Origin of the sequence: Lysobacter sp. CFH 32150, from assembly GCF_022758295.1 — a bacterium.
In the GTDB taxonomy this organism is placed as follows: Bacteria; Pseudomonadota; Gammaproteobacteria; order Xanthomonadales; family Xanthomonadaceae; genus CFH-32150.
The window spans coordinates 50,542-73,268 of sequence record NZ_JALDWJ010000007.1 but is presented as its reverse complement, the minus strand read 5'-3'; the positions used below and the strand labels follow the sequence as shown (position 1 = coordinate 73,268).

Sequence of the window (22,727 nt, the reverse complement as noted above, 5' to 3'; positions counted from 1 at the left end):
TGGTCCGGCGGACACATTCCGCCGGGCCACCGGAATTTGAGGAGTGGCTAGCAAGTGGCAAGAAAGAACACCGCCGGTGGGAATATCCGGGAAGTCAACGACAAGGACGCAACCGAACAATCCCTGCAGACGGTGAGTGTGGATCCATCCGCCACTGCCCCCGGCGCGACCCAGGCACAAGCTGCCAAGCCACCGGTGGATCTGACCAGACTGAAAGTCGAGAAGACCTGCTCGCGCGGCCTTGCCGGCTGGCTTGCCGCCAACCGGATCTCGCTCGCCATTTCGTCGTATCAGACGGGACGCTTGTACCTGGTGGGAAGCGACCCGCAGGGCAGGGTGTCCTTCTTCGAGCGCATCTTCGAGCGCGCGATGGGCATCGTCGGCAACGCCCAACGCATGTACCTCGGCGGTCTGTACCAGTTGTGGCGTTTCGAGAACGTGTTGCGCCCCAACGAGGTGATCCACAAGCAGTTCGACAAGTGCTACGTGCCGCGCAACGCGCAGACCATTGGCGACCTCGACATCCACGAGTTGGGCATTCGCAGGAACGGCAAGGTCGTGTTCGTCAACACCAAGTATTCGTGCCTTGCCGAGCTCAGCCAGACCCACAGCTTCAAGGCGATCTGGAAGCCCGACTTCATCAGCAAGCTGGCGCCCGAGGACCGCTGCCATCTCAATGGCCTGGCCATGGTCGACGGCGAGCCGCGCTACGTGACTGCGGTCTGCAAGAGCGACAGCGTCGACGGCTGGCGCGACCGGCGCCACGACGGTGGCGTGGTGATCGACATCACCACCGACGAGATCGTGTGCGAAGGCTTGTCGATGCCGCATTCGCCGCGTTGGGCGAACGGCAAACTGTGGGTGCTCAATGCGGGAACCGGTCACCTGGGGTACGTGGATTTCGCGAACAGGAAGTTCGTGCCGCTGGCGTTCTTCCCAGGCTTCCTGCGCGGCTTGTCGATCATCGGCAACGTGGCCGCAGTCGGCCTGTCCAAGCCGCGCAACCAGCGCTTCGAGGGCCTGCAGCTCGACGAGGAGCTGCGCAAGCGCGATGCCGAACCGTGGTGCGGCGTACAGATCGTGTCGCTGGCCAACGGCGACGTGATGAACTGGATCCGTTTCGAGGGCGACATCAGCGAGATCTTCGACATCAGTTTCCTGCCCAACGTGCGCAACCCGATGATGGTCGGCCTGCGTACACCGGAAATCCGCGAACTCATCACCTTCGAGTCCGAGTTGGAAGCGGAGGCGATGACCGCATGAACACCGGCACGTTCTACTCAGCAACTGCGTTCTGTCTGCTCCTCGTGGCAGGCGCATTGCCTGCCGCCGCGCAGACCGCTCCAACATCGGGCCAGCAACCCGCCAACGTCCAGGCGCAGATGCCAGCCCGCACCGAGGTGCTCTTCGGCGCGCTGGATACCAACAAGGACAAGGCGCTGTCGCTGCAGGAATTCCAGGCCGGCTACGCCGGGCTGCAGCGCGCGATTGCGCTCGAAGTCCGCCTGCGGGAGCAGTTCCGGACGGTCGATGCCGACCGCAGCGGTGCGATCGAAGCCGGTGAGTACGCCAATCTCGTGCTGGTCAAGCAGGCGGGCGCGGCGGCACCGGGGCTCGCCGCTTTCGACGCCAACAAGAACCAGAAGCTGGAATTTGTCGAATACCTGACTGTCGTGCACCGGCTGGCGGCATCGCAGCCGGCTACCCCGGTGAAGAAGTAAGCATGCAAACCGCATCGCCGCCGTTGCGCGAGGAGTCTCGATTGAACACCGAAATGCCGTTCGAAATCATACCGGTCTGGAAGGACGTCACTCCCGAACTCTCCGCCGAGCTGATCGACCTCTGGAGTCTGACCAACGCCATTCCAGATCCAGACAAGGCGGTGGTACGTGCCCGCCAGGCCGTGTGCATCGCCCGCAACGCCAGCGGCGCGATCTGCGGTGTCGGGACGGCGCTCGTGCGGGTTCTGCCGCGCCTGCGCCAGCCGATGTACTACTACCGCCAGTTCTTCGCTCCGGAATTCCGCGGCCAGAAGCAGGCAATCCCGTTTTTCAACCGCGCCCGGCAGGTGCTGCAGGATTACAACGCCGGACTCGCCGAGCCGGAAAGCCTGGGTGTGCTGTTGGAACTGGAGAGCAAGCTGTTGGCGACGCACTACACCCGTGCCTACGAGCCTGCGGCCGACTCGACCTTCATCGGGTATTCGCCCCGGGGGCTGCAGCTGCGCGTGTCCTACTTCGACGACACCCGGCTGCTCCCACCCGTGTCGCCGAGGCGTCGGAAGCGGATCGAGCCCTGACTACACCGCATCAGTGGTGTCCTGTGAAGTCGTTGGCGCGTTGATCAAAGCCCCAACCGAGCCCGCACTTCCGCCGCCACCCGCGCCGTCTCGCGCAGCGGTTCCACTGCGAACGACGCCAACGTATCGTCGAGCGCCCGCGTGCGCCCAAGTGCGAGCAGGCTGTCGTTGAAACTGCGCAGGCGGCCGCGGGTGCGCGTCGGATCGAGCACATACACCGGTGCGTGCGTGGCGCAGGCTTCGCTGAGCATGTTGACCGAATCCGGGGTGCAGACGATGCGGTCGGCCCAGGCGAGCATGCCGGGGTAGGGGTTGTCGTCGTCGGTCGTGTTTCCGTTTGCGCCGAACCAGCGCACACCCGGCACGGTTGCGAAGCGTTGCCGCACCTGTTCGCGCCAGGCGACGGGCGTGCGACGCGAGGTGGTCAGCATCAGGCTACCGCCTTCGCGCAGCAGCGCGGCCTCGAGTCGCGCCAGCTGCTTGGCGAACGTCGTCGCATCAAGATCGACGTGCTTGCTGGGCCCACCCAGCAGCAGCGCGGTGCGTGGCTGCGGGAGCGGTGAAAGCACTGAGAAATCTTCGCGCGCCTGCGCCAGCCAGGCGTCGTCGACCGGATGCAGGCTGCCGAGCAAAGTGATGACGTTGTCGCCGCGCAGGTCGTCGTGCTCCGGCGCGATGATCAGGTCCCAGTGTTTGGGATCGAGGCGTGGGTCGAGGATCTGCACCGCCCGGCTGCCGCGTTCGCGCAACAGCCGTGTCGCCAGGGCGGCCTGGCGGCCGCAGCCTATCGCCAGTGCAGGAGGCGCGTGCAGGGCGGCTGCGAAGTCGCGGCCGAATGCATAGGTACAGCCCCACAGCTTGCGTGGCGCAGTCCAGCGCCAGGGCGCGCGCGGCCGCAGTGACCAGTCTTGCGCAGCGGTGTAGCCCAGTGCGACGGCCAGCGCCGTGGCCTGGCGGACGTTGCCGGCGTGGCCGTCGCTCAACGTCCAGGCATCAGGGGAAGCGGTGGCCGTGTGCGCGGTTCGTTCCATCGATGCAGTCAATCCGTTCCGGGCCTGTAGCCTGCTTTTGACGCGCCACACTCTACACTGCGCGCCTTCGCCGCAATCCGTTCCTGCGGCCCCATGTGCTGGAACCACGATGACCGACACACTGCCCGCCGCTTCGCTCGACCAATTGGCCCTTGATCAGCTTTTTCGCCAGGCCCGCACCTACAACTGGTTCACGGGCGAGGTTAGCGAGGACACCCTGCACCAGCTTTACGATCTGCTGAAGTGGGGCCCCACCACGGCCAACACCTGTCCGGCGCGCTTCGTGTTCGTGCGTTCGGCGGAAGCCAAGGCCAAGCTCGGTCCGACGCTGGACGAGGGCAACTACAAGAAGACCATGGCCGCGCCGGTGACGGTGATCGTCGCCTACGACATCGCCTTCTACGAGAAGTCGCCGGTGCTGTTCCCCCATACCGATGCGAAATCGTGGTTCGACACCAAGCCCGAGGCGGCGCTGACGACCATCGCGCTGCGCAACGGCAGCCTGCAGGGCGCGTACCTGCTGCTGGCTGCACGCTCGCTGGGCCTCGACTGCGGGCCGATGTCGGGTTTCGACAACGCCAAGCTCGATGCGGCGTTCTTCGCCGGCACCACGTGGCGTTCCAACTTCCTCGTCAACCTCGGCCATGGCGATCGCTCGACCATCTTCCAGCGTTCGCCGCGGCTCTCGTTCGACGAGGCATGCCGGGTCGAGTGAATCCTTGCCGTACTTTGCCCCGTAACTGATCAGTGCCGCGCTGCGGCCCCCACGATAGGACACCCATCATGTTCAAGCGCTTCATCCTCGCCGCCGCGATCGCCGCTGCCACCTTCTCCGTCGCCGCCAAGTCGGTGCCGTACCGGATCGATCCCAACCACACCCAGGTCGAATTCAGCTGGAATCATTTTGGTTTCAGCCACATCACCGGCCGCTTCGACAAGGTCGAAGGCACGTTCCTGTTCGATCCGGCCGATCCGACCCAGTCTTCGGTCGAAGTGACCATTCCGATCTCCAGCATCGATACCGGCGTCGACGATCTCGACGAGCACCTGCGCAGCGCTGATTTCTTCGACGAGGAAAAATTCCCGACCGCGACCTTCAAGAGCACCAAGGTCGAACGCGTCGACGAGGACCAACTCAAGGTCAACGGCGATCTCACCATCCACGGCGTGACCAAGCCGGTCGTGCTGGACGTGACCATCAACCGCGTCGGCGACCACCCGATCGCCAAGCGCGCTGCGGCCGGCTTCGATGCGAAGCTCACGATCAAGCGCAGCGACTTCGGTGTCGCCAAGTTCGTGCCGAACGTCAGCGACGAGATCGCGATCGAAATCACTACCGAGACCATGGTGCCGAAGCCGGAAAGCAAGCAGCCAGAAGGCACGCAGCCGGCGGACAAGAAGTAATTCGTCGGAGCCCGTCCCGTGATCGTCGAACGCCGCTCCGCCACGCGTGGACACGTGGAAGCCGGCTGGCTCGACAGCCGGCACACGTTCTCGTTCGGCCATCACTACGACCCGCAGTGGATGGGCTTCGGCGCGCTGCGGGTGATCAATGAGGACCGGGTTGCGCCGGGTGCAGGCTTCCCGCCGCATCGCCACGCCAACATGGAAATCCTCAGCTACGTGTTGTCCGGCGCACTGGCGCATCGCGACGACGCCGGGGGCGGAGGCGTGCTGCGCCCTGGCGAATTGCAGTGGATGAGCGCCGGCCACGGCATCGAGCACAGCGAGTACAACGCTTCCGACAGTGAGCCGGTGCATTTCCTGCAGATCTGGATCCAGCCAGACCGGCTCAACGCGCAGCCGGCGTATGCACAACGCGCATTCGACCCAGCGCTGCGGCGTGGGCGCTGGGCGACGCTGGTGTCGCCGGATGGCGCCGGGGATTCGTTGGCGATCCGTCAGCAGGCCTCGTTGCGCGGCGTGTTGCTCGCCGATGGGGAGCGGGTCGAAGCGACGCTCGACCCGGCCCGCCGGTACTGGCTGCATGTGGCGCAGGGTGATGTTGGGGTCGACGGCCGGTTGCTGTCAGCCGGTGATGCGCTCGGCTTCGCGGACGAGGGGGCACTGCGCATCGAAGGTCGCGGCAACGGCACGGCCGACGTACTGCTGTTCGACCTGCCGGCCTGAGCGGTCCTGTGTCCGCGGCTGGTAAACTGCGCTTAGCGTCGAACCCAGCCTCGCCCAGGAAACTTCCGCGTCATGGCCGAATCCACCCATCCCACCGCCACCGCGCCCGCCAACGCGCAGAAGCGCTACGAAGTCCGTCGCGCCGACCTGCCACTGAGCTGCCCGCTGCCGTCGATGGCGCTGTGGAATTCGCATCCGCGCGTCTACCTGGCGATCGAGGCCGAGGGCGGCGAAAGCCAGTGCCCGTACTGCGGCGCGCATTACGTCCTGATTGACTGAAGTCAGCGGCCATGCGCGGCGTCAAACCAGCGCTATGAGCCGTCCACTCACCGTCGTGCAACTGCTGCCTGCGCTGGAATCGGGCGGGGTCGAACGTTCGACACTGGAAATTACCGAGGCCTTGGTGCGTGCCGGGCATCGCGCGATCGTGGTATCCGCCGGGGGCCGTCTGGTGCCGCAGCTGGCCGCGACGGGTGCCGAACACGTCACGCTGGAGATCGGCCGCAAGTCGCTGTGGACGTTGCGGCATGTGCGCGCGTTGCGGCGCCTGTTCGCCGAACGACGCGTCGACATCGTGCATGCCCGTTCGCGCCTGCCGGCATGGCTGTCCTGGTGGGCATTGCGCGGGATGTCAGGAGCACAGCGTCCGCGTTTCGCCACCACGGTGCATGGCTTGAACTCGCCATCGCGCTACAGCGCGATCATGACGCGCGGCGAACGCGTGATCTGCGTATCGAATACCGTGCGCGATTACGTGCTGCGGCATTACCCGCAGACAGATGCGAACAAGTTGCGGGTGATTCCGCGCGGGATCGATCCCGCTGCCTTCCCGCAAGCTCCGTCGCCCGATCGCGCAGCGCGGGCACGCGTGGCCGCCTTGCATCCGCAGCTCGGTGGCGATGGGCCGTTGTTGCTGTTGCCCGGCCGTGGCACGCGCCTCAAGGGGCATGCCGATGCGTTGGCCGTGGTGGCGGCCTTGCGCGGCGACGGGCGCGATGCGCGGTTATGGCTGCCTGGCGCGCGTGCGGCCGGTCGCGAGGGATATCTCGCCGAACTCGAAGCCGAGGCGTCGCGTCTCGGCATCGCCGATGCGATTGCATTGACACCGCCCACCGCTGAGATCGCCACCGCCTACGCCGCCGCCGACCTGGTGTTGCAGCTGTCGCGCAAACCCGAGGCTTTCGGACGCACCGTGCTGGAAGCGCTGGCAGTCGGTCGTCCGGTGTTGGGCTGGGCGCATGGTGGTGTCGGCGAACTGCTGCGCGAATTGCAGCCGCAGGGCGCGGTGGTGCCGTTCGATATCGCGGCGCTGGTGCACATCGCGCGCCGGCTGCTCGCGCAGCCGCCTGCGCCACCAGTTACGATGCCGCACACCTTGCGTGCCATGCAGGAGTCGACGCTCGCGGTCTATGCAGAACTCTTCGATGAACATTGATTCCACGCCAGGTTGGCGATGGGCGCCGGCCTGGGTACTGGCCTTCGTCGCGCTGTGGCCAGCACCTGGCTACGCCGAAGCGGTGATGGTGCTGGGCGCTTTCGTGGCGATCATCAAGCTGCTGCTGGCGCGCTTCCGCGGCGGCGCCGCTTTGTTGAGCGCCCCGGCCTGGGCATTGACCAGCGTGTTGTTCTTCGCCTACTGGTTGCCGGAGGCAGTGTCCGCGCTGGATGCGGTCGATCGCGGGCGCGCATTGCGTGAAGCAGCGGTCGACCTGCGTTATCTGCCGTTCCTGTGGCTGGCCGCGATGGCGGTTGCCGACGAACGCGGTCGTCGCATCACGTTCGGTGGGCTCGCGATCATCCTCGCGGTCTGGACCATCGACGCGCTGCTGCAGGCGGTCACCGGCACCAGCCCGCTGTTCTTCGGCATCGATACGATCAAGCACGCGATCAGCGGCCATGGCATGTGCAGTGCGGAAGCGGCCGCCAGTGCCGATCGCCTCAGCGGTGTGCTTGGGCCGTGCAACCTCAAGCTGGGCCAGGTGATCGCGAGCCTGTCACCGTTCGCACTGTATGCGGTCGGCAAGCGTTATGGCGTTCTCGGCTGGTGCGTGGCCGCCGCGGCGATCGGTAGCGTGATCCTGCTCGCCGGGACGCGTGCGTCGTGGATCACCTATGCATTGGTGTTGCTGTGGTCCGGGTGGCGCCTGCTGGGCTGGAAGAAACTGCTGGCGGTATTCGCGTTCGGTGCGATCGCGCTCGCGGTATTGAGCGTGGCTTCACCGCAGGTGCGCGAGCGCATCGAGCGCACGACCCATGTCCTGACGGCCGGACAGGCCGGCGTCGACAATGCGCTATCGGGACGTAGCCGGATCTGGTCGGCGGCGTGGTGCATGTTCCGCGAACATCCGGTCAACGGCGTCGGCGCGCGCGGATTCCGCGAGGCGTTCCCTGCGTGCGATCAGCAGGCGGGCGAGATTGCGGCCTGGGGTACGGGTCCGGCATTGCATGCGCATCAACTGCTGCTGGAAGTGTTGAGCGAAACCGGCGCCTTCGGCCTGTTGCTGTGGTTGGCCGGTGCGGCGCTGGCCTGGCGCGCGTGGCGTTACGCGACGGTGGACGCGCGCGAACGCGCGCGCCCGGCGATGCTGGCGCTGGCGGTGACGGTCTTCCCGTTCAACACCCACCTCGCGTTCTATTCCACGTTCTGGGGCGGGCTGACCTTGCTGCTCGCGGCGCTGTACGCCGGCAGCCTGCTGGCGCGTCAGCCGCAATGAGGCGGCTGCAGAAATGAGCGCGCGCGCGCCGCTGTCGGGCGTGGTGACCACGTTCAACAACGCAGCGACGCTGGAGGCTTGCCTCGCCAGCCTGTCGTTCTGCGACGAGCTGGTGGTCCTGGATTCCGACTCTACAGACACCACGCGCGAGATCGCTGCGCGATACGACGCGCGCGTCGCGGTGCAGCCGTTCCAGGGTTATGGCCCGCAGAAGCAAAGCGCGATCGACCGCGCCAGCCACGACTGGATCCTGTTGCTGGATGCCGACGAGCACCTCACCGAGGCTGGGCGCGCCGCGATCGAACGCGAACTCGCGGCACCACGCGCCGATGGTTATCGCCTGCCACGCCAGGAATGGCTGTTCTGGCGCTGGCCGCATCCAGCGACACGACCGAACTGGCAATTGCGCTTGTTCCGCAAATCGCGCGGACGCATGAACGCAGTACCAGTGCATGCGGCACCGGAAGTGGAGGGCACGGCCATCGACCTGGATGCGCCGTTCCGGCATTACGGCGAACCGCGGCTGGCCGATCGCGTCGACAAGATCAATCGTTATTCCAGCGGGCTGGTCGAGCAAAAACGCAGCAAGCGTCCTGCAATGCTCGGTTTGCGCCTGCTGCTGTACCCGTCGTTCGCCTTCGCCAAGCTCTACTTCGGCAAGCGTTATTTCCTCAACGGCTGGGCTGGATTCTTCGCGGCGAAGACGCAGGCGTTCTATGCCTTCCTCAAGTATGCCAAGTTGCTGGAAGCGCAACGTGGGCGAGAGGATTGAGGCTCTCGTGGGAGCGACGTAAGTCGCGATTCTTGCTGCCGGCATCGCAATTTACGTCGCTCCCACTCCCACTCACTCACACACCCTCGTAAGGCGAGCCGCCGTCAGGCTGGCGCTTGAAGCGGCGGTGGATCCACAGATATTGCGCAGGCGCAGTGCGCGCCATGGTTTCGATCGCGGACATCACTCGCGCGGTGTCGACGGTTGCATCGCGCGATGGAAAATCCTCGAACGCCGGCATCAGCCGCAGGGTGTAGCCGCCGTCGTCGCGGCGCAGGTGCTGGAACGCCACCACGGCCGCGCCTGACAGGCGTGCGAGTTGATGCGTGGAGGTGAGGCTGTGCGCAGGCCGGCCGAAGAACGGCACGTAGACGCTGTCGCCGCGGCTCGGATCCTGGTCGGGCGCGTACCACAGCAGGCCGCCTTGCTTGAGGTGTTTCACCGCCGGGCGCAGCTCCTGCTTGCTGAACATCGCCGCGGCGTAACGCAGGCGGCCGCGCTTCACGGCCCATTCCATCGCCGGCTCGGCGTGCGGGCGATACATGCCGGCCAAGGGCACGTGGTCGCAGAGCAGACGCCCGCACACTTCCAGCGTGGTGAAATGGCCGGACACCACGATCACGCCGCGACCATTCGCGCGCGCGGCCTGCATGTGCTCCAGGCCTTCGATGTTCAACCCATCGCGCAACGGCGCGATCGAACCCCACCACGCGCGTCCGAATTCGAACAGGCCGATGCCGAGTGCGGCGAAATGCTCGTGAAGCAAGGCCGTGCGTGCGCTGGCATCGAGTTCGGGGAAACACAGCTCGAGATTGCGTGCAGCAATTGCGCGGCGTTTGCTCATGGCAAGTCTGAGCAAGGCGCCAAGCCCTCGTCCGAGCATGCGTTGCAGCGACCACGGCAGCCGTGCCAGCAAGGCCATGGTGCCGATGCCCAGCCAGGTCGGCCAATGGCGCGGGCCCAGTGGTGGTCGGGCGAGGGCATCGGGCGTTGTGCTCATGGGTACGATTCTACTGGCGCTGCTTCATCGGCACCGCTCCTATCGGCCCGGATGCGGCTTCCCGTATTCTTCCGCGATGCGGACGGACCCCATCGAACAGATACTGCGCGGCCTCTACTCGGCCGCGCTGTACCTGTTGCTGCCGATCACGGTCTATCACCTGATCTGGCGCGGCTTCCGCCAGCGCGAGTACTTCCAGCGCTGGGACGAGCGCTACGCGGTCTATCGTTCGCCGCCGCAGGCAGCATCGCTGTGGTTGCATGCGGTGTCCGTCGGCGAAGTCAACGCCGCCGCGCCGCTGGTCAACGCCTTGCGTCGCGAACGCCCCGATCTGCGGCTGCTCGTCACCACCATCACGCCAACCGGCTCGGCGCGGGTGCGCGCGTTGTGGGGCGACGCCGTCGAGCACGTCTACCTGCCCTATGACCTGCCCGGCGCAGTGGGGCGTTTCATCGAACACTTCCGCCCGAGTGCGGCCTTGATCCTGGAAACCGAGTTATGGCCGAACCTGTTGTTCGGCTGCCGCGAGCGCGGCATTCCTAGTTACATCATCAACGCACGCTTGTCGGCGCGTTCATTGCGCGGCTATCGCGTGCTGGCGCCGTTGATCGGGCGCGCGTTGCGCACGGTGCGTACCGTGGCGGCGCAGTCGCACGCCGATGCGCGGCGTTTCGTTCGCCTGGGGGCGCGCGCGGAACAAGTGCTGGAAACCGGCAACCTGAAATACGACATGGCCGTGCCGGAAGGCCTGGCGACGTTCGTGGAAAAATTCCACTCGCAATCGGGTGCGCGCCCGGTATGGATTGCTGCCAGTACGCACGAAGGCGAGGAAGCTGCAGTCGTGGCGATCCACCGACGCTTGCGTGGACGCTGGCCCGATCTGCTGCTGTTATGGGCGCCGCGGCATCCGGAACGTTTCCGTGCCGTGGTTGATCATGCCCACGCTGCCGGTTGGCAGGTGGCTACGCGCAAACTGACGCGTTGGGCTGGCGCGAGCGATGCCGTGTTCGTGATCGATACGCTCGGTGAACTGATGAACTTCTATGCTTGCAGCGAAGTCGCCTTCGTCGGCGGCAGCCTGCAGGACATCGGCGGGCACAACTTGCTGGAACCAGCGGCGGTCGGTACCGCGATCGTCACTGGTCCGCATCTGCATAATTTTGCCGAGATCGCGCGCAAGCTCGACGAGGCAGGCGCGTTGCGCATCGGCGCGGATGCCGATGCGGTTGCCGATGCCCTGGAGCAATTGCTTGCCGATGCTTCGCTGCGACAAGACATGGTTGCCGCAGGACAGGCCTTGGTGGAGCAGGGGCGCGGCGCGTTGGCGCAGACGCTGCAACTGATTGCGCCGGTGTTGCCACCGGCGCAATGAGGCTTACTGCTTCAGCTGTGCCTCGGCATCGACCGTCAGCAGGCGATTGACGTCCTGCACGTCGTCGGCGTCGAGCGTGCCGGCGGACTGCTCCAGCGATAGCCGGGTCTGCAGGAAGTTGTACTTGGCGCGCGCGTATTCACGCTGGGCGTTGAACAACGTGTTCTGGTTGTTCAGCACGTCGAGCACGGTGCGGGTACCGACTTCCAGGCCGACTTGCGATGCGTCGTAGGCGGCCTTCGCCGACACCAATGCCAAACGCCGCGCTTCGACTTCGCTGATGCCGGCAAGCAGCGACTGGTAGGCGTTGCGGGTGGTCCGCACGACCGCGCGCTTCTGCTGCTCGAGCTGGTCGGCGCTCACGTCGCGCTGCGCCAACGCCTGGCGCACGCGCGACTGGGTGGCGCCGCCGGAGAAGATCGGCACGCTCAGGGTGACGCCGACCGCCGGGCCGCGGCTTTCGCTACCGGTCGGGAACGTGCTCGAGAAGGCGCCGCTGGTGAAGGTGTTGTCTCCCCAGGTGGCGCCCTTGCTGTAGCTGCCATTGAGGTACAGCGTCGGCAGGTGACCGGCGCGCGCGGTGTTGACGTCGGCCTCGGCCGAAGCGACCTGTTCCTTCAACCCCTGCAGGCTCGGATTGCTGGCCAGCGCAGTATTGACCCACGCTTCGGCGTCCTGCTCGTTCGGCAGCGCCGGCTGGAAGTCGTCCGGCAGGGCTTTGAGGTTGCGGACCGGCTGGCCGGTGATTTCCGCCAACGCCTGATAAGCATCCTCAAGCGCGTTGCGGGTGACGATGGTGTTGGCGCGGGCGCTGTCGTACTGGGCGCGCGCTTCATGCACGTCGGTGATCGGCGCCAGGCCGACTTCCAGGCGCTTGTCGGCGAAGTCGAACTGCTTCTTCAACGCCGCTTCCTGCGCTTCGGCGGCAGCCAGGGTCTCGACCGCGATCAGCACGTTGAAGTAGGCGGCCGAGGTGCGGGTGATCAGGGTGTCGCCGGCGGCCTCGAGGGTGAAGTCGCTGGCGCGGCTGAGCGCGTTCTGGCTGCGGACCCGGGAAAAGGCGCCGAAGTCGAACAGCACCTGGCTGCCGTTGACGCTGTAGTTGCGGCTGTTGGTCTCGCTTTCCGACTCGCCCGTGAAGCGGATAGGCTGGCCGGTCGCCGGATCGAACTGGGTCTGCGACGACGGGCCGGTGCTGCGCGAACGCCGGTAGGTGGCGGTGCCGTCGATCTGCGGCAGCAGTGCCGCGCGCGCCTGCACCGCGCCTTCCTTGGTGGCATCGCGGTTGGACTCGGCAGCGGAGAACTGCGGATCGCCGGCGCGGGCCAGCTCGTAGGTCTGCATCAGGTCTTCGGCGCTGGCGGCGACCGGCAGCAGGGCAGACGTAGTGATGACAGCGGCTAGGGCGAGAACGAGGGGGCGACGGCGCATACAGGATCCTTTGTCTTTACAACTCGAAAGTGGGCGCCGGGGCTGCGCCGACGAGATAGGGCAAATCGGTTTCGAACAACGATTCGATACGTTGTCCGTTGACATCGTTGCGTACAAGCACCGCATCCATCACCGGCGAGCGACCTTGCACCACGAACAGGCGGCCGCCTGGACGCAGCCATTCGAGGAAACGCGATGGAATGCGGTCGACGGCGCCGGTCACGCAGATCGCATCGAAGCGGCGTTCCGTCGTCCACGCCAGTGCGTCGGCGGTCTCGATGCGGATGTTGCCGGCGAGGTTCTGCGCGGTCAGACGGGCGCGGGCGGCATCGGCGAGGTCGGCGTGCAATTCGAGGCTGACCACGTCGCGCGCGAGATGGCCGAGGCAGGCGGAGATGAAACCGCTGCCGGTGCCGATCTCGAGGACCTCATCGCTGGGCGTCAGCGCGAGCGCCTGCAACATGCGGCCTTCGACTACCGGCTTCATCGTGACTTCGCCGTGGGCCAGCGGCAGCGCGACGTCGACATAGGCCAGCGCGCGATGCGCTGCCGGCACGAACGCATCGCGCGGAATGGAGGAAAGCGCGTCGAGCACGCGCGCGTCGAGCACGTCCCACGGTCGAACCTGCTGTTCGACCATCAATTCGCGGGCCTTGGTGTAATCGAGCTGGCTCGGCGTGTTCGTTGGAGTCGTTGCTTGGGTCGGGCTCATGCTCTGTGTCGTCCGCTGCGGTAAACCGCCAATTTTAGCCGGCCGGGACCGCTTCCGTTAGGCACAGGATCGCTGTGCTAGCACACCGATACTGAGTGCCAGAAGTAACCGGGACTGCCGTCATCGCGCGAGCCGCGGCGAATGTGGCGCCAGGTAGGCGCGCAGGAACATGTCGACCGAGGCCTGCAGGTGCGCTTCGACTTCGTCGCTGCTGAAGCCGCCGCAACCGCATAGCAGGCGCGCGTGCAGTTCGCCCTTGAGCAGGCAGAAAAACTGCGAAGCGGCGCGGTGCACGTCGGGCACCGCAAGTTGTCCGGTAGCAATCTCGTCACGCAGGAAGGCCTCGAAGGCTTCCTGCACGCGGCGCGGGCCGGCTTCCCAGAACAGCTGGCCGAGCTTGGCCGGCGGCGGCTGGGTGGTCACCACGCGATGGATCGCCAGCGCTTCCTCGCTGGTGATCAAGGTGAAAAAGGCACGGGCGATGCCCAGCAATTGATCGCGCAGTGGAACGGCTGGATCGATCGCGAACAGGCCGTTCGACAATTGCTCTTCGCACTTGGCGGTGATCGCGGCGGAGAACAGCGTCTCCTTGTCGCCGAAATGGCTGTAGACGGTGAGCTTGGAGACCCCGGCCTCGGCCGCGATCTGGTCCATGCTCACGCCTTCGAATCCGTGCAGGGTGAACATGCGCTTGGCCGCATCGAGGATCGCGGCGCGCTTGCCGAGATCTTTCGGGCGTCCCGGGCCCGCCGGTTTGGCAGCACGGGACTTGGCGATGGCGAAGGGATCGGTCATGGGGCAATACTAGACTATCGGGTTCGCTAAATATACTATACCCACAAGTCCATTAAATGGCCGTATGGCCGGAGTGTTGGCATGGCAGGCGTCGCCAAGGTATTGGCAGTGGTGGTGGCAGCGGTCGCATTGACGGCCTGTGGCGCCGGCGAAAAGCCGGCGGAAACGGCGAAGCCGGTCCTGGTGGTGCATCCGGGCGGTGGCCCGGAAGCGGCGCTGACCGCCTATGCCGGCGAGATCCGCGCGCGCGAGGAAAGCCCGCTGTCGTTCCGTGTCGGCGGCAACCTGGTGCGCCGCGACGTCGATGCCGGCGACCAGGTCAAGCGCGGCGACGTGCTGGCCGAGCTCGATCCCGGCGACCTCCGCCTGCAAGCGCAGGCCGCGCAAGCGCAACTCGCCGCCGCCGAAGCCGAACTGGCTCGCGCCAGCGCCGATCGCGCCCGCTACGCCAAGCTCGCGCAGCAGCAACTGGTCAGTCGTTCGGCGCTGGATGCACAGAACGCCGCCTACACCGCCGCCGGCGGCCAGGCGCGTGCGGCGCGCGCGCAAATGGATGTCGCCCGCAATCAAGCCGCCTACACGCAACTCCGTGCACCGCGCGACGGCGTGATCGCCACCCGCAACGCCGAAGCCGGACAGACCGTCACCGCCGGCCAGACCATCTTCACCCTCGCCGGCGCCGCCGGGCGCGAAGTCGCAATCGCATTGCCGGAGTCGCGCATCCGCGACTTCCGCGTCGGCCAGCCGGTGCTGGTGGAACTGTGGAATGCACCAGGCCAGCACTTTCCCGGCACGATCCGCGAAATCGCACCAGCCGCCGACCCGCAGGCGCGCACGTATGCCACGCGCGTGGACCTCATCGGTGACGCGGCGAACGCAGTCGAGCTCGGCCAGAGCGCGCGCGTCTACGTGCAGGACAACGGCAACCGCGCCGCACTGACGGTGCCCCTGTCGGCCGTGCAACGTAACAACGGTGATCCGCCGTCGCTCTGGGTGGTCGATCCGGCCACGCGCAAGCTGCATCTGACGCCAGTGAAGCTGGGTCCGTATGGCGAAAACGTCGTGCCGGTGCTGGGCGGCGTGGCGGCCGACGCCTGGATCGTAGCCGCGGGTGGCCATCTGCTGCGCCAAGGGCAACTCGTGGCGCCGGTCGATCGCGAAAACCGACCGGCGATGGAGCCGGCGGTCGCACACGCGGCGACGGCGAAGTAAGCCGCCATGCAGGATTCCAACCCGCAACCTTCCGGCACGCACCGCTTCAACCTGTCGGAATGGGCGCTGCGCAACCGTTCCCTGGTGCTCTACGCCATCCTCATGCTGGGCTTGCTCGGTGCCTGGTCGTATCGCCATCTCGGCCAGTCCGAGGATCCGCCGTTCACCTTCAAGGCGATGGTGGTGCGCACCATCTGGCCGGGCGCGACCGCGGAAGAAGTCTCGAAGCAGATCACCGAACGCATCGAGAAGAAGCTGCTGGAAACCGGCCAGTACGAATTCATCCGTGCGTATTCGCGCCCGGGCGAGTCGCAGATCATCTTCATCGCCAAGGACTCGCTGCGGAACCAGGACATCCCGCCGCTGTGGTACCAGGTCCGCAAAAAAGTCGGCGATATCCGTTCGACGTTGCCGCGCGATGCGATCGGGCCATTCTTCAACGACGAATTCGGCGACACCTTCGGCAACATCTACGCGCTGACCGGCACCGGCTTCGATTACGCGACGCTGAAGGACTACGCCGAGCGCGTGGAACTGGAACTGCAGCGCGTGCCCGACGTCGCCAAGGTCGATCTGATCGGCCTGCAGGACGAGAAGATCTTCATCGAACTATCGAACACCAAGCTGGCCTCGCTCGGCATTCCTCTGCCGACTGTGCAGCAGGCGCTGGACGAACAGAACGCGGTCGTGCCCACCGGCTTCTTCGAAACCGACAGCGAGCGCGTGCAACTGCGCGTGACCGGTCGCTTCGATTCGGTCGAGGAAATCCGCGATTTCCCGATCCGTGCCGGCGACCGCACCTTCCGCCTTGGCGAGATCGCGAAAGTCACGCGCGGCTTCTCCGATCCGCCGGCGCCGCGCATGCGTTTCCTCGGCGAGGACGCGATCGGCCTGGCGGTCTCGATGAAGAGCGGCGGCGACATCCTGAAATTGGGCAAGTCGCTGGAAACAGAATTTTCGCGCTTGCAGAAGACGCTGCCCGCGGGCATGCAGTTGCGCAAGGTGTCGGACCAGCCGCTGGCGGTGACGCGCTCGGTCGATGAATTCGTGAAGGTGCTCACCGAGGCTGTCGCGATCGTGCTGCTGGTGAGCTTCCTCTCGCTGGGCCTGCGCACCGGCACCGTGGTGGCGTTGTCTATCCCGCTGGTGCTGGCGATGACGTTCGCGGTGATGCAGTACTTCGGCATCGGCCTGCACAAGATTTCGCTCGGTGCGTTGGTGCTGGCGCTGGGTCTGCTGGTGGACGACGCCATCATCGCTGTCGAGATGATGGTCGTGAAAATGGAACAAGGTTTCGATCGCATCCGGGCCGCAGCGTTCGCATGGGACAGCACAGCGTTCCCAATGCTGACCGGCACCCTGGTCACGGCGGCGGGCTTCCTGCCGATCGCGACCGCAGCGTCGAGCACCGGCGAATACACGCGCTCGATCTTCCAGGTGGTGACGATCGCGCTACTGATCTCGTGGATCGCTGCTGTCGTGTTCATTCCCTATCTCGGCTATCAGTTGCTGACCGAGCAGGGCGCGGAAGAGGCTCCGAAAGGCCCGGTTACGCGCGCATTCCGACGCTTGCGCGATGCATTCGCAGCGCGTGTGCGCACGTTGCCGCGCGTGGGCGAGGCGATGTCCGACCATATCACCGCCAAGCATCACCACGAAGCCGCGCACGATCCGTACCAGACCCGCTTCTACCAACGCTTCCGCAAGCTGGTGGCGTGGTGCGTCGAGTACCGCAAGACGGTGATCGCGATCACCGTGGCCATCTTCGTCGCCTCGATCATGTTATTCCGCTTCGTGCCGCAGCAGTTCTTCCCGGCGTCGACGCGCCTGGAACTGATGGTCGACATGGAACTGGCCGAAGGCGCCTCGCTCAAAGCCACCGGCGCGCAGGCGAAGAAACTCGAAGCGATGCTGAAGCGGCAGGAGGGCGTCGAAAGCTATGTCGCCTACGTCGGCACCGGCTCGCCGCGCTTCTACCTGCCGCTGGACCAGCAATTGCCGGCGGCGAACTTCGCCCAGTTCGTATTGCTGACCAAGGACATCGAATCGCGCGAGGCTGTGCGTTCCTGGCTGATCGAAAAGGCGATACCGGCGTTTCCTGATCTGCAATTGCGCGTGACGCGATTGGAGAATGGCCCGCCGGTCGGCTATCCGGTGCAGTTCCGTATCTCCGGCGAGCACATCGATCGCGTGCAGGCGATCGCCCGCCAGATCGCGGACAAGGTGCGCGCCAATCCGCACGTGGTGAACGTCAACCTCGACTGGAGCGAACCGAGCAAGGTCGTGCGCATGCAGATCGACCAGGACCGTGCACGTGCCTTAGGCGTGAGCTCGGCGCAGCTGGCGAAATTCCTGCAAGGCTCGCTTTCTGGCACATCGGTCAGCACGTATCGCGAAGGCAACGAGCTGATCGAGATCCTGCTGCGCGGCCCAGGCGATGAACGCGAGCGGCTGAGCATGCTCGGCTCGCTCGCTGTCCCTACGGCCAGCGGCAAGTCGGTGTCGCTGAGCCAGATCGCCACGCTCGAATACAGTTTCGAGGACGGCATCATCTGGCACCGCAACCGCCTGCCGACGGTGACGGTGCGTGCCGATATCTACGGCAAGGAGCTGCCAGCGTCGGTGGTCGCGCAGATCGAGCCGACACTGGAGCCGATCCGCACCGCGTTGCCGTCGGGCTACCTGCTCCAGACCGGCGGCACGGTCGAGGATTCTGCGCGCGGGCAGAACTCGGTCAATGCCGGCATCCCGCTGTTCGTGCTCGTCGTCACCACGCTGCTGATGCTGCAGCTGCGCAGCTTTTCGCGCGTGCTGCTGGTATGGCTGACCGCGCCGCTGGGCCTGATCGGCGTGACATTGTTCCTGCTGGTGTTGCGCGTGCCGTTCGGCTTCGTCGCGATGCTCGGCACGATCGCGTTGTTCGGCATGATCATGCGCAACTCGGTGATCCTGGTCGACCAGATCGAACAGGATATCGCCGCCGGCAGCGCGCAGTGGCAGGCGATCATCGACGCCACCGTGCGCCGCTTCCGTCCCATCGTGTTGACTGCGCTTGCGGCGGTCTTGGCGATGATCCCGTTGTCGCGCTCGGTGTTCTTCGGGCCGATGGCGGTGGCGATCATGGGCGGTTTGATCGTGGCGACGGCGCTGACGCTGCTGTTCCTGCCGGCGCTGTACGCGGCCTGGTTCAGGGTCAAACCGGCGGCTAGCGCCTGACGACTTTCGCGGTCGGGTCGCTTCGCTCCCTCCCTCGACGGGGCGGCCCGGTTTGCGAATCTTCTGCGGCTGCGTCAATGCTGAACGCCGGACTCAGCCGGGATAGCCGGAATGGAAGCCACCCCATGACGCACAGCCGCGGACAGGACTAGACTCGGGCTGCAAGCGATGACCGGCGCGTCCGGTTTTGCCAGCAGCGAGGGTCGCAGTGAAGCCGACCGATATTCGCAATCCCGACGTCTTCCACAAAGTCGTCGACTGTCAGTGGGCCTGCCCGGCGCACACCCCGGTACCCGAGTACATCCGCCTGATCGCCGCCGGCCGCTATGCCGACGCGTACATGGTCAACTGGCACAGCAACGTCTTCCCGGGAATCCTCGGCCGCACCTGCGACCGCCCGTGCGAACCGGCGTGTCGACGCGGGCGCGTGGAAGAGAACAACGGTCCGCCTTCCATGAGCGAAAAGCCCGAGCCGGTGGCGATCTGCCGGCTCAAGCGCGTCGCCGCCGACCACAAGGGCGACGTGCGCGCGCGCATGCCGCAGCCGGCGACGCAGAAGAACGGCAAGCGCATCGCCTGCGTCGGTGCCGGGCCGTCGTCGCTGACCGTCGCGCGTGACCTTGCGCCCCTCGGCTATCACGTCACCGTGTTCGAGGCCGATCCCAAGGCAGGTGGCTTCATGCGCACGCAGGTGCCGCGCTTCCGCCTGCCGGAAGAAGTCATCGACGAGGAGACCGGCTACATCCTCGATCTCGGCGTCGAGTTCGTCGGCAACCACCGCATCGACTCCATGCGCGAGATGCTCGCGAAGCAATACGACGCGGTCTTCGTCGGCAGTGGCGCGCCGCGCGGCCGCGACCTCGACCTTCCCGGACGAAAGGAAGCCGCAGGCCAGATCCACGTCGGTCTCGACTGGCTGGCCTCGGTGTACTTCGGCCATGTCACCAAGGTTGGCAAGCGCGTGCTGGTGCTCGGCGGCGGCAACACCGCGATGGATTGCTGCCGCAGTGCGCGCCGGCTCGGCGGCAGCGACGTCAAGGTGCTGGTGCGTTCCGGCTTCGACGAAATGAAGGCGAGTCCGTGGGAGAAAGAGGATGCGCAGCACGAAGGCATCCCGATCCTCGACTACCGCGTGCCCAAGACCTTCGTGCACGCCAGCGGTCGCCTGACCGGCATGACCTTCGAACGCGTGCGCGCCGAGTACGACGACAAGGGACGCCGCAAGCTGGTTCCGACCGGCGAGCCCGACGAATTCCATGCCTGCGACGAAGTGCTGATCGCGGTCGGCCAGGAGAATGCGTTCCCCTGGATCGAGCGCGACCTCGGCATCGACTTCGACGAATGGGGCATGCCGGTGGTCGACAAGGTCACGCACCAGTCGACGTTGCCGCATGTGCTGTTCGGCGGCGATGCCGCGTTCGGACCGAAGAACATCATCTGGGCGGTGGCCCATGGACATGCCGCCGCGATTTCGATCGACAAGCTGCTGCATGGAGAGGACACGCGCCAGCGCCCGGATCCGGTCGTGCACCTCGACTCGCAGAAGATGGGCATCCACGAGTGGAGTTACGACAACGCGGTGTCGCCCGACGAGCGCTACGTGGTGCCGTGGTCGGAGGCGGCGAAGAAGCTCGACAGCATCCAGGTCGAAGTCGAGGTGGGATTCGACGTGCAGACCGCGTGGAAGGAAACCCAGCGCTGCCTCAACTGCGATGTGCAGACCGTATTCACCCGCGACAAGTGCATCGAGTGCGATGCCTGCGTCGATATCTGCCCGACTGACTGCATCACTTTCACCGCCAATGATGAAGAAGACGAACTCCGCACGCGCCTGACCGCGCCGGCGCTCAACAAGGAACAGGATCTCTACGTCTCCGAACCGCTGAAGACGATGCGGGTGATGGTCAAGGACGAGGACGTCTGCCTGCACTGCAGTCTGTGCGCCGAGCGCTGCCCGACTGGCGCCTGGGACATGCAGAAGTTCCTGTTGCTGGAGACGTATGCGGGGTCTGGATGCCGCAACAAGCATGCACGGGAGGCGGCGTGATGACGCCTTGCCCTCGCTCGTCATCCCCGCGGAGGCGGGGATCCGGTGACTTGGCGCATTGCTCGCGCAATCGACGCCACTGGATGCCCGCCTGCGTAATGACTACAGATCGTGTTGCCAAGTGCGATGAAGTGACAACCGGGGAGGAGATCGCATGACGCCCTCCCACGCCCCCATCGCGTCGATCAACGACTTCGTCGTCAAGTTCGCCAACGTCAACGGTTCCGGTTCGGCTTCGGCTAACGAGCTGTTCGCCAAGGCGATCCTGCGCATGGGCGTCCCGGTCAGTCCGCGCAACATCTTCCCGTCCAACATCCAGGGCCTGCCGACCTGGTACGAGGTGCGCGTCAGCGAGCAGGGCTGGCTCGGGCGCCGCGGCGGCGTCGACCTGATGGTGGCGATGAATCCGCAGACCTGGGACGACGATGTCGCCGAAATCGAATCCGGCGGTTATCTGTTCTACGACAGCAGCAAGCCGATGCCGAAGTCGAAGTTCCGCGACGACGTCCAGATCATCGGCGTGCCGCTGACGGAGATCTGCAACGCAACCTACAGCGATCCGCGCCAGCGCCAGCTGTTCAAGAACATCATGTATGTCGGCGCGCTGAGCGCGTTGCTCGACGTCGATCCCGAAGTCATCGAAACCCTGATCGGCGAGCAGTACAAGGGCAAGGAAAAGCTGTTCAAGCCAAATGTGGAAGCGCTGCACCTAGGCCGCAACTGGGTCAAGGAACACCTGCCGCACCCGATTGGGCTGCAGGTACGAAAGGCCGACGCCGTCGGTGACAGGATCTTCGTCGAAGGCAATGCTGCGGCCGCGCTCGGCTGCGTCTACGGCGGTGCGACCGTCTGCGCCTGGTATCCGATCACCCCGTCGTCGTCGCTGGCCGAGGCCTTCACCAAGTATTGCCAGAAGTATCGCGTCGACAGCGATGGCAAGGCCCGCTACGCCATCATCCAGGCCGAGGACGAGATCGCCTCGATCGGCATGATCGTCGGCGCCGGCTGGAACGGCGCGCGCGCGTTCACCACCACGTCCGGACCTGGCGTGTCGCTGATGAACGAATTCATCGGTCTGGCGTACTTCGCCGAAATCCCGGTGACGATCATCGACGTGCAGCGCGGGGGCCCTTCGACGGGCATGCCCACACGTACGCAGCAGTCCGACATCCTCGCCGCCGCCTATGCGTCGCACGGCGACACCAAGCACGTGCTCCTGTTTCCGGAAGATCCGCATGAGTGTTTCGCGTTCGCGGCCGTCGCGCTCGACCTGGCCGACCGCTTGCAGACACCGATCTTCCTGATGACTGACCTCGACATCGGCATGAACCAGCGCCTGTGCGCGCCGTTCGCCTGGGACGACGCGCGTGCCTACGACCGCGGCAAGGTGATGACAGCCGAAGAGCTGGAGGCGGGCAGAGAGTTCGCGCGCTACAAGGATCTCGATGGCGACGGCATCCCGTACCGCACCTACCCGGGCACGCATCCGGAAAAGGGCGCCTATTTCACCCGCGGCACCTCGCGCAATCCGCAAGCGCAGTACTCGGAGCGGGGCAAGGATTACGTCTACAACATGCAGCGCCTGCTGCAGAAGTTCGACAGCGCCAAGGCGCTGGTGCCGCAACCGGTGCTGCGGCATTCCGATGTGCCGGCGCGACACGGCGCGATCTATTTCGGTTCAACCAGTCCTGCGATGCAGGAGGCGATCGAACGGCTGCGCGGCGAGGGCATCGCGCTGGATACGTTGCGGATCCTCGCCTTCCCGTTCCCGGACTCGGTGCGTGCCTTCATCGAGGCGCACGAATCGGTGTTCGTGATCGAGCAGAACCGCGACGCCCAGCTGCGCTCCTTGCTGGTCAACGAGTTCGGCATCGATCCGGCGCGGCTGGTCGCGGTGCTGCACTACGACGGCACGCCGATCACCGCGAGGTTCATCGCAGGTGCGATCTCGGCTCGATTGGAGTCGGCAATGAAACACGAGAAGGTGGCCTGAGAC

20 protein-coding genes are annotated in these 22,727 nt (G+C 65.6%); 15 read left to right on the top strand and 5 right to left on the bottom strand.

All coding sequences use genetic code 11. The features are described 5' to 3' along the window. The first annotated feature begins 54 nt into the window (after positions 1 to 54). From MO486_RS10230 to MO486_RS10220, 3 genes are read left to right on the top strand one after another with little or no spacing between them, the layout of a single operon-like run. The gene (locus MO486_RS10230) at positions 55 to 1,263 is read left to right on the top strand and encodes a TIGR03032 family protein (RefSeq protein ID WP_242907087.1); all 1,209 of its coding nucleotides are present in this window, start codon (positions 55 to 57) and stop codon (positions 1,261 to 1,263) included. Then, entirely contained in the window at positions 1,260 to 1,721 is a 462-nt protein-coding gene (locus tag MO486_RS10225) for a hypothetical protein (RefSeq protein ID WP_242907085.1), read from the top strand. Before MO486_RS10230 ends, MO486_RS10225 begins: the two co-directional genes overlap by 4 nt. 41 nt (positions 1,722 to 1,762) lie before the next feature. Next, positions 1,763 to 2,299: a hypothetical protein gene (locus tag MO486_RS10220; RefSeq protein WP_242907083.1), complete on the top strand. Its 537-nt coding sequence runs from the start codon at positions 1,763 to 1,765 to the stop codon at positions 2,297 to 2,299. Between the two features lie 44 nt (positions 2,300 to 2,343). Here MO486_RS10220 and MO486_RS10215 read toward each other — a convergent pair whose 3' ends face one another. Further along, positions 2,344 to 3,330: a mitochondrial fission ELM1 family protein gene (locus tag MO486_RS10215; protein ID WP_242907081.1), complete on the bottom strand. Its 987-nt coding sequence runs from the start codon at positions 3,328 to 3,330 to the stop codon at positions 2,344 to 2,346. 109 nt (positions 3,331 to 3,439) lie between these two features. Between MO486_RS10215 and MO486_RS10210 the strand changes: the two genes are divergently transcribed. From MO486_RS10210 to MO486_RS10180, 7 genes are all read left to right on the top strand, one after another. After that, positions 3,440 to 4,045, top strand: coding sequence for a malonic semialdehyde reductase (locus tag MO486_RS10210; protein ID WP_242907079.1), 606 nt, complete (start codon positions 3,440 to 3,442; stop codon positions 4,043 to 4,045). 68 nt (positions 4,046 to 4,113) lie between these two features. Next, a complete protein-coding gene (locus MO486_RS10205) occupies positions 4,114 to 4,734 on the top strand; it encodes a YceI family protein (RefSeq protein WP_242907077.1) in 621 nt (206 codons plus the stop codon). Positions 4,735 to 4,752: 18 nt separating this feature from the next. After that, positions 4,753 to 5,460, top strand: a complete 708-nt coding sequence (locus tag MO486_RS16490) for a pirin family protein (RefSeq protein ID WP_242907075.1) — start codon at positions 4,753 to 4,755, stop codon at positions 5,458 to 5,460. A 72-nt stretch (positions 5,461 to 5,532) separates the two neighbouring features. Next, complete coding sequence (locus MO486_RS10195) at positions 5,533 to 5,739, top strand: zinc-finger domain-containing protein (RefSeq protein ID WP_242907073.1); 207 nt, start codon at positions 5,533 to 5,535, stop codon at positions 5,737 to 5,739. A gap of 34 nt (positions 5,740 to 5,773) precedes the next feature. Then, positions 5,774 to 6,895 carry a glycosyltransferase gene (locus MO486_RS10190; protein WP_242907071.1) on the top strand — a complete coding sequence of 374 codons (1,122 nt, stop codon included), beginning with the start codon at positions 5,774 to 5,776 and terminating at the stop codon, positions 6,893 to 6,895. After that, positions 6,885 to 8,174, top strand: a complete 1,290-nt coding sequence (locus MO486_RS10185; protein WP_242907069.1) for an O-antigen ligase — start codon at positions 6,885 to 6,887, stop codon at positions 8,172 to 8,174. Before MO486_RS10190 ends, MO486_RS10185 begins: the two co-directional genes overlap by 11 nt. A gap of 13 nt (positions 8,175 to 8,187) precedes the next feature. Further along, on the top strand, positions 8,188 to 8,946 hold the full coding sequence (locus MO486_RS10180) for a glycosyltransferase family 2 protein (protein ID WP_242907067.1): 759 nt from the start codon (positions 8,188 to 8,190) through the stop codon (positions 8,944 to 8,946). Positions 8,947 to 9,022: 76 nt separating this feature from the next. Here the strand turns inward: MO486_RS10180 and lpxL are convergent, their stop codons facing one another. Then, a complete protein-coding gene (gene lpxL / locus MO486_RS10175) occupies positions 9,023 to 9,946 on the bottom strand; it encodes an LpxL/LpxP family Kdo(2)-lipid IV(A) lauroyl/palmitoleoyl acyltransferase (protein WP_242907065.1) in 924 nt (307 codons plus the stop codon). A 76-nt stretch (positions 9,947 to 10,022) separates the two neighbouring features. Between lpxL and waaA the strand changes: the two genes are divergently transcribed. Continuing rightward, entirely contained in the window at positions 10,023 to 11,318 is a 1,296-nt protein-coding gene (waaA, locus tag MO486_RS10170; protein ID WP_242907063.1) for a lipid IV(A) 3-deoxy-D-manno-octulosonic acid transferase, read from the top strand. A gap of 3 nt (positions 11,319 to 11,321) precedes the next feature. On the opposite strand, the gene MO486_RS10165 is transcribed toward waaA, so the two are convergent. From MO486_RS10165 to MO486_RS10155, 3 genes are all read right to left on the bottom strand, one after another. Continuing rightward, a complete protein-coding gene (locus tag MO486_RS10165) occupies positions 11,322 to 12,749 on the bottom strand; it encodes a TolC family outer membrane protein (protein ID WP_242907057.1) in 1,428 nt (475 codons plus the stop codon). Positions 12,750 to 12,765: 16 nt separating this feature from the next. Continuing rightward, entirely contained in the window at positions 12,766 to 13,461 is a 696-nt protein-coding gene (locus MO486_RS10160; RefSeq protein WP_242907055.1) for a protein-L-isoaspartate O-methyltransferase, read from the bottom strand. A gap of 120 nt (positions 13,462 to 13,581) precedes the next feature. Beyond that, the gene (locus tag MO486_RS10155) at positions 13,582 to 14,256 is read right to left on the bottom strand and encodes a TetR/AcrR family transcriptional regulator (RefSeq protein ID WP_242907053.1); all 675 of its coding nucleotides are present in this window, start codon (positions 14,254 to 14,256) and stop codon (positions 13,582 to 13,584) included. Between the two features lie 81 nt (positions 14,257 to 14,337). Here MO486_RS10155 and MO486_RS10150 point away from each other — a divergent pair, with 81 nt between their 5' ends. From MO486_RS10150 to MO486_RS10135, 4 genes are all read left to right on the top strand, one after another. Further along, a complete protein-coding gene (locus MO486_RS10150) occupies positions 14,338 to 15,468 on the top strand; it encodes an efflux RND transporter periplasmic adaptor subunit (RefSeq protein ID WP_242907051.1) in 1,131 nt (376 codons plus the stop codon). 6 nt (positions 15,469 to 15,474) lie between these two features. Further along, positions 15,475 to 18,684, top strand: a complete 3,210-nt coding sequence (locus MO486_RS10145; RefSeq protein ID WP_242907048.1) for an efflux RND transporter permease subunit — start codon at positions 15,475 to 15,477, stop codon at positions 18,682 to 18,684. A gap of 208 nt (positions 18,685 to 18,892) precedes the next feature. Further along, positions 18,893 to 20,731 carry an FAD-dependent oxidoreductase gene (locus tag MO486_RS10140; RefSeq protein ID WP_242907046.1) on the top strand — a complete coding sequence of 613 codons (1,839 nt, stop codon included), beginning with the start codon at positions 18,893 to 18,895 and terminating at the stop codon, positions 20,729 to 20,731. Positions 20,732 to 20,885: 154 nt separating this feature from the next. Next, a complete protein-coding gene (locus MO486_RS10135; RefSeq protein WP_242907044.1) occupies positions 20,886 to 22,724 on the top strand; it encodes a 2-oxoacid:acceptor oxidoreductase subunit alpha in 1,839 nt (612 codons plus the stop codon). Positions 22,725 to 22,727: the final 3 nt, after the last annotated feature.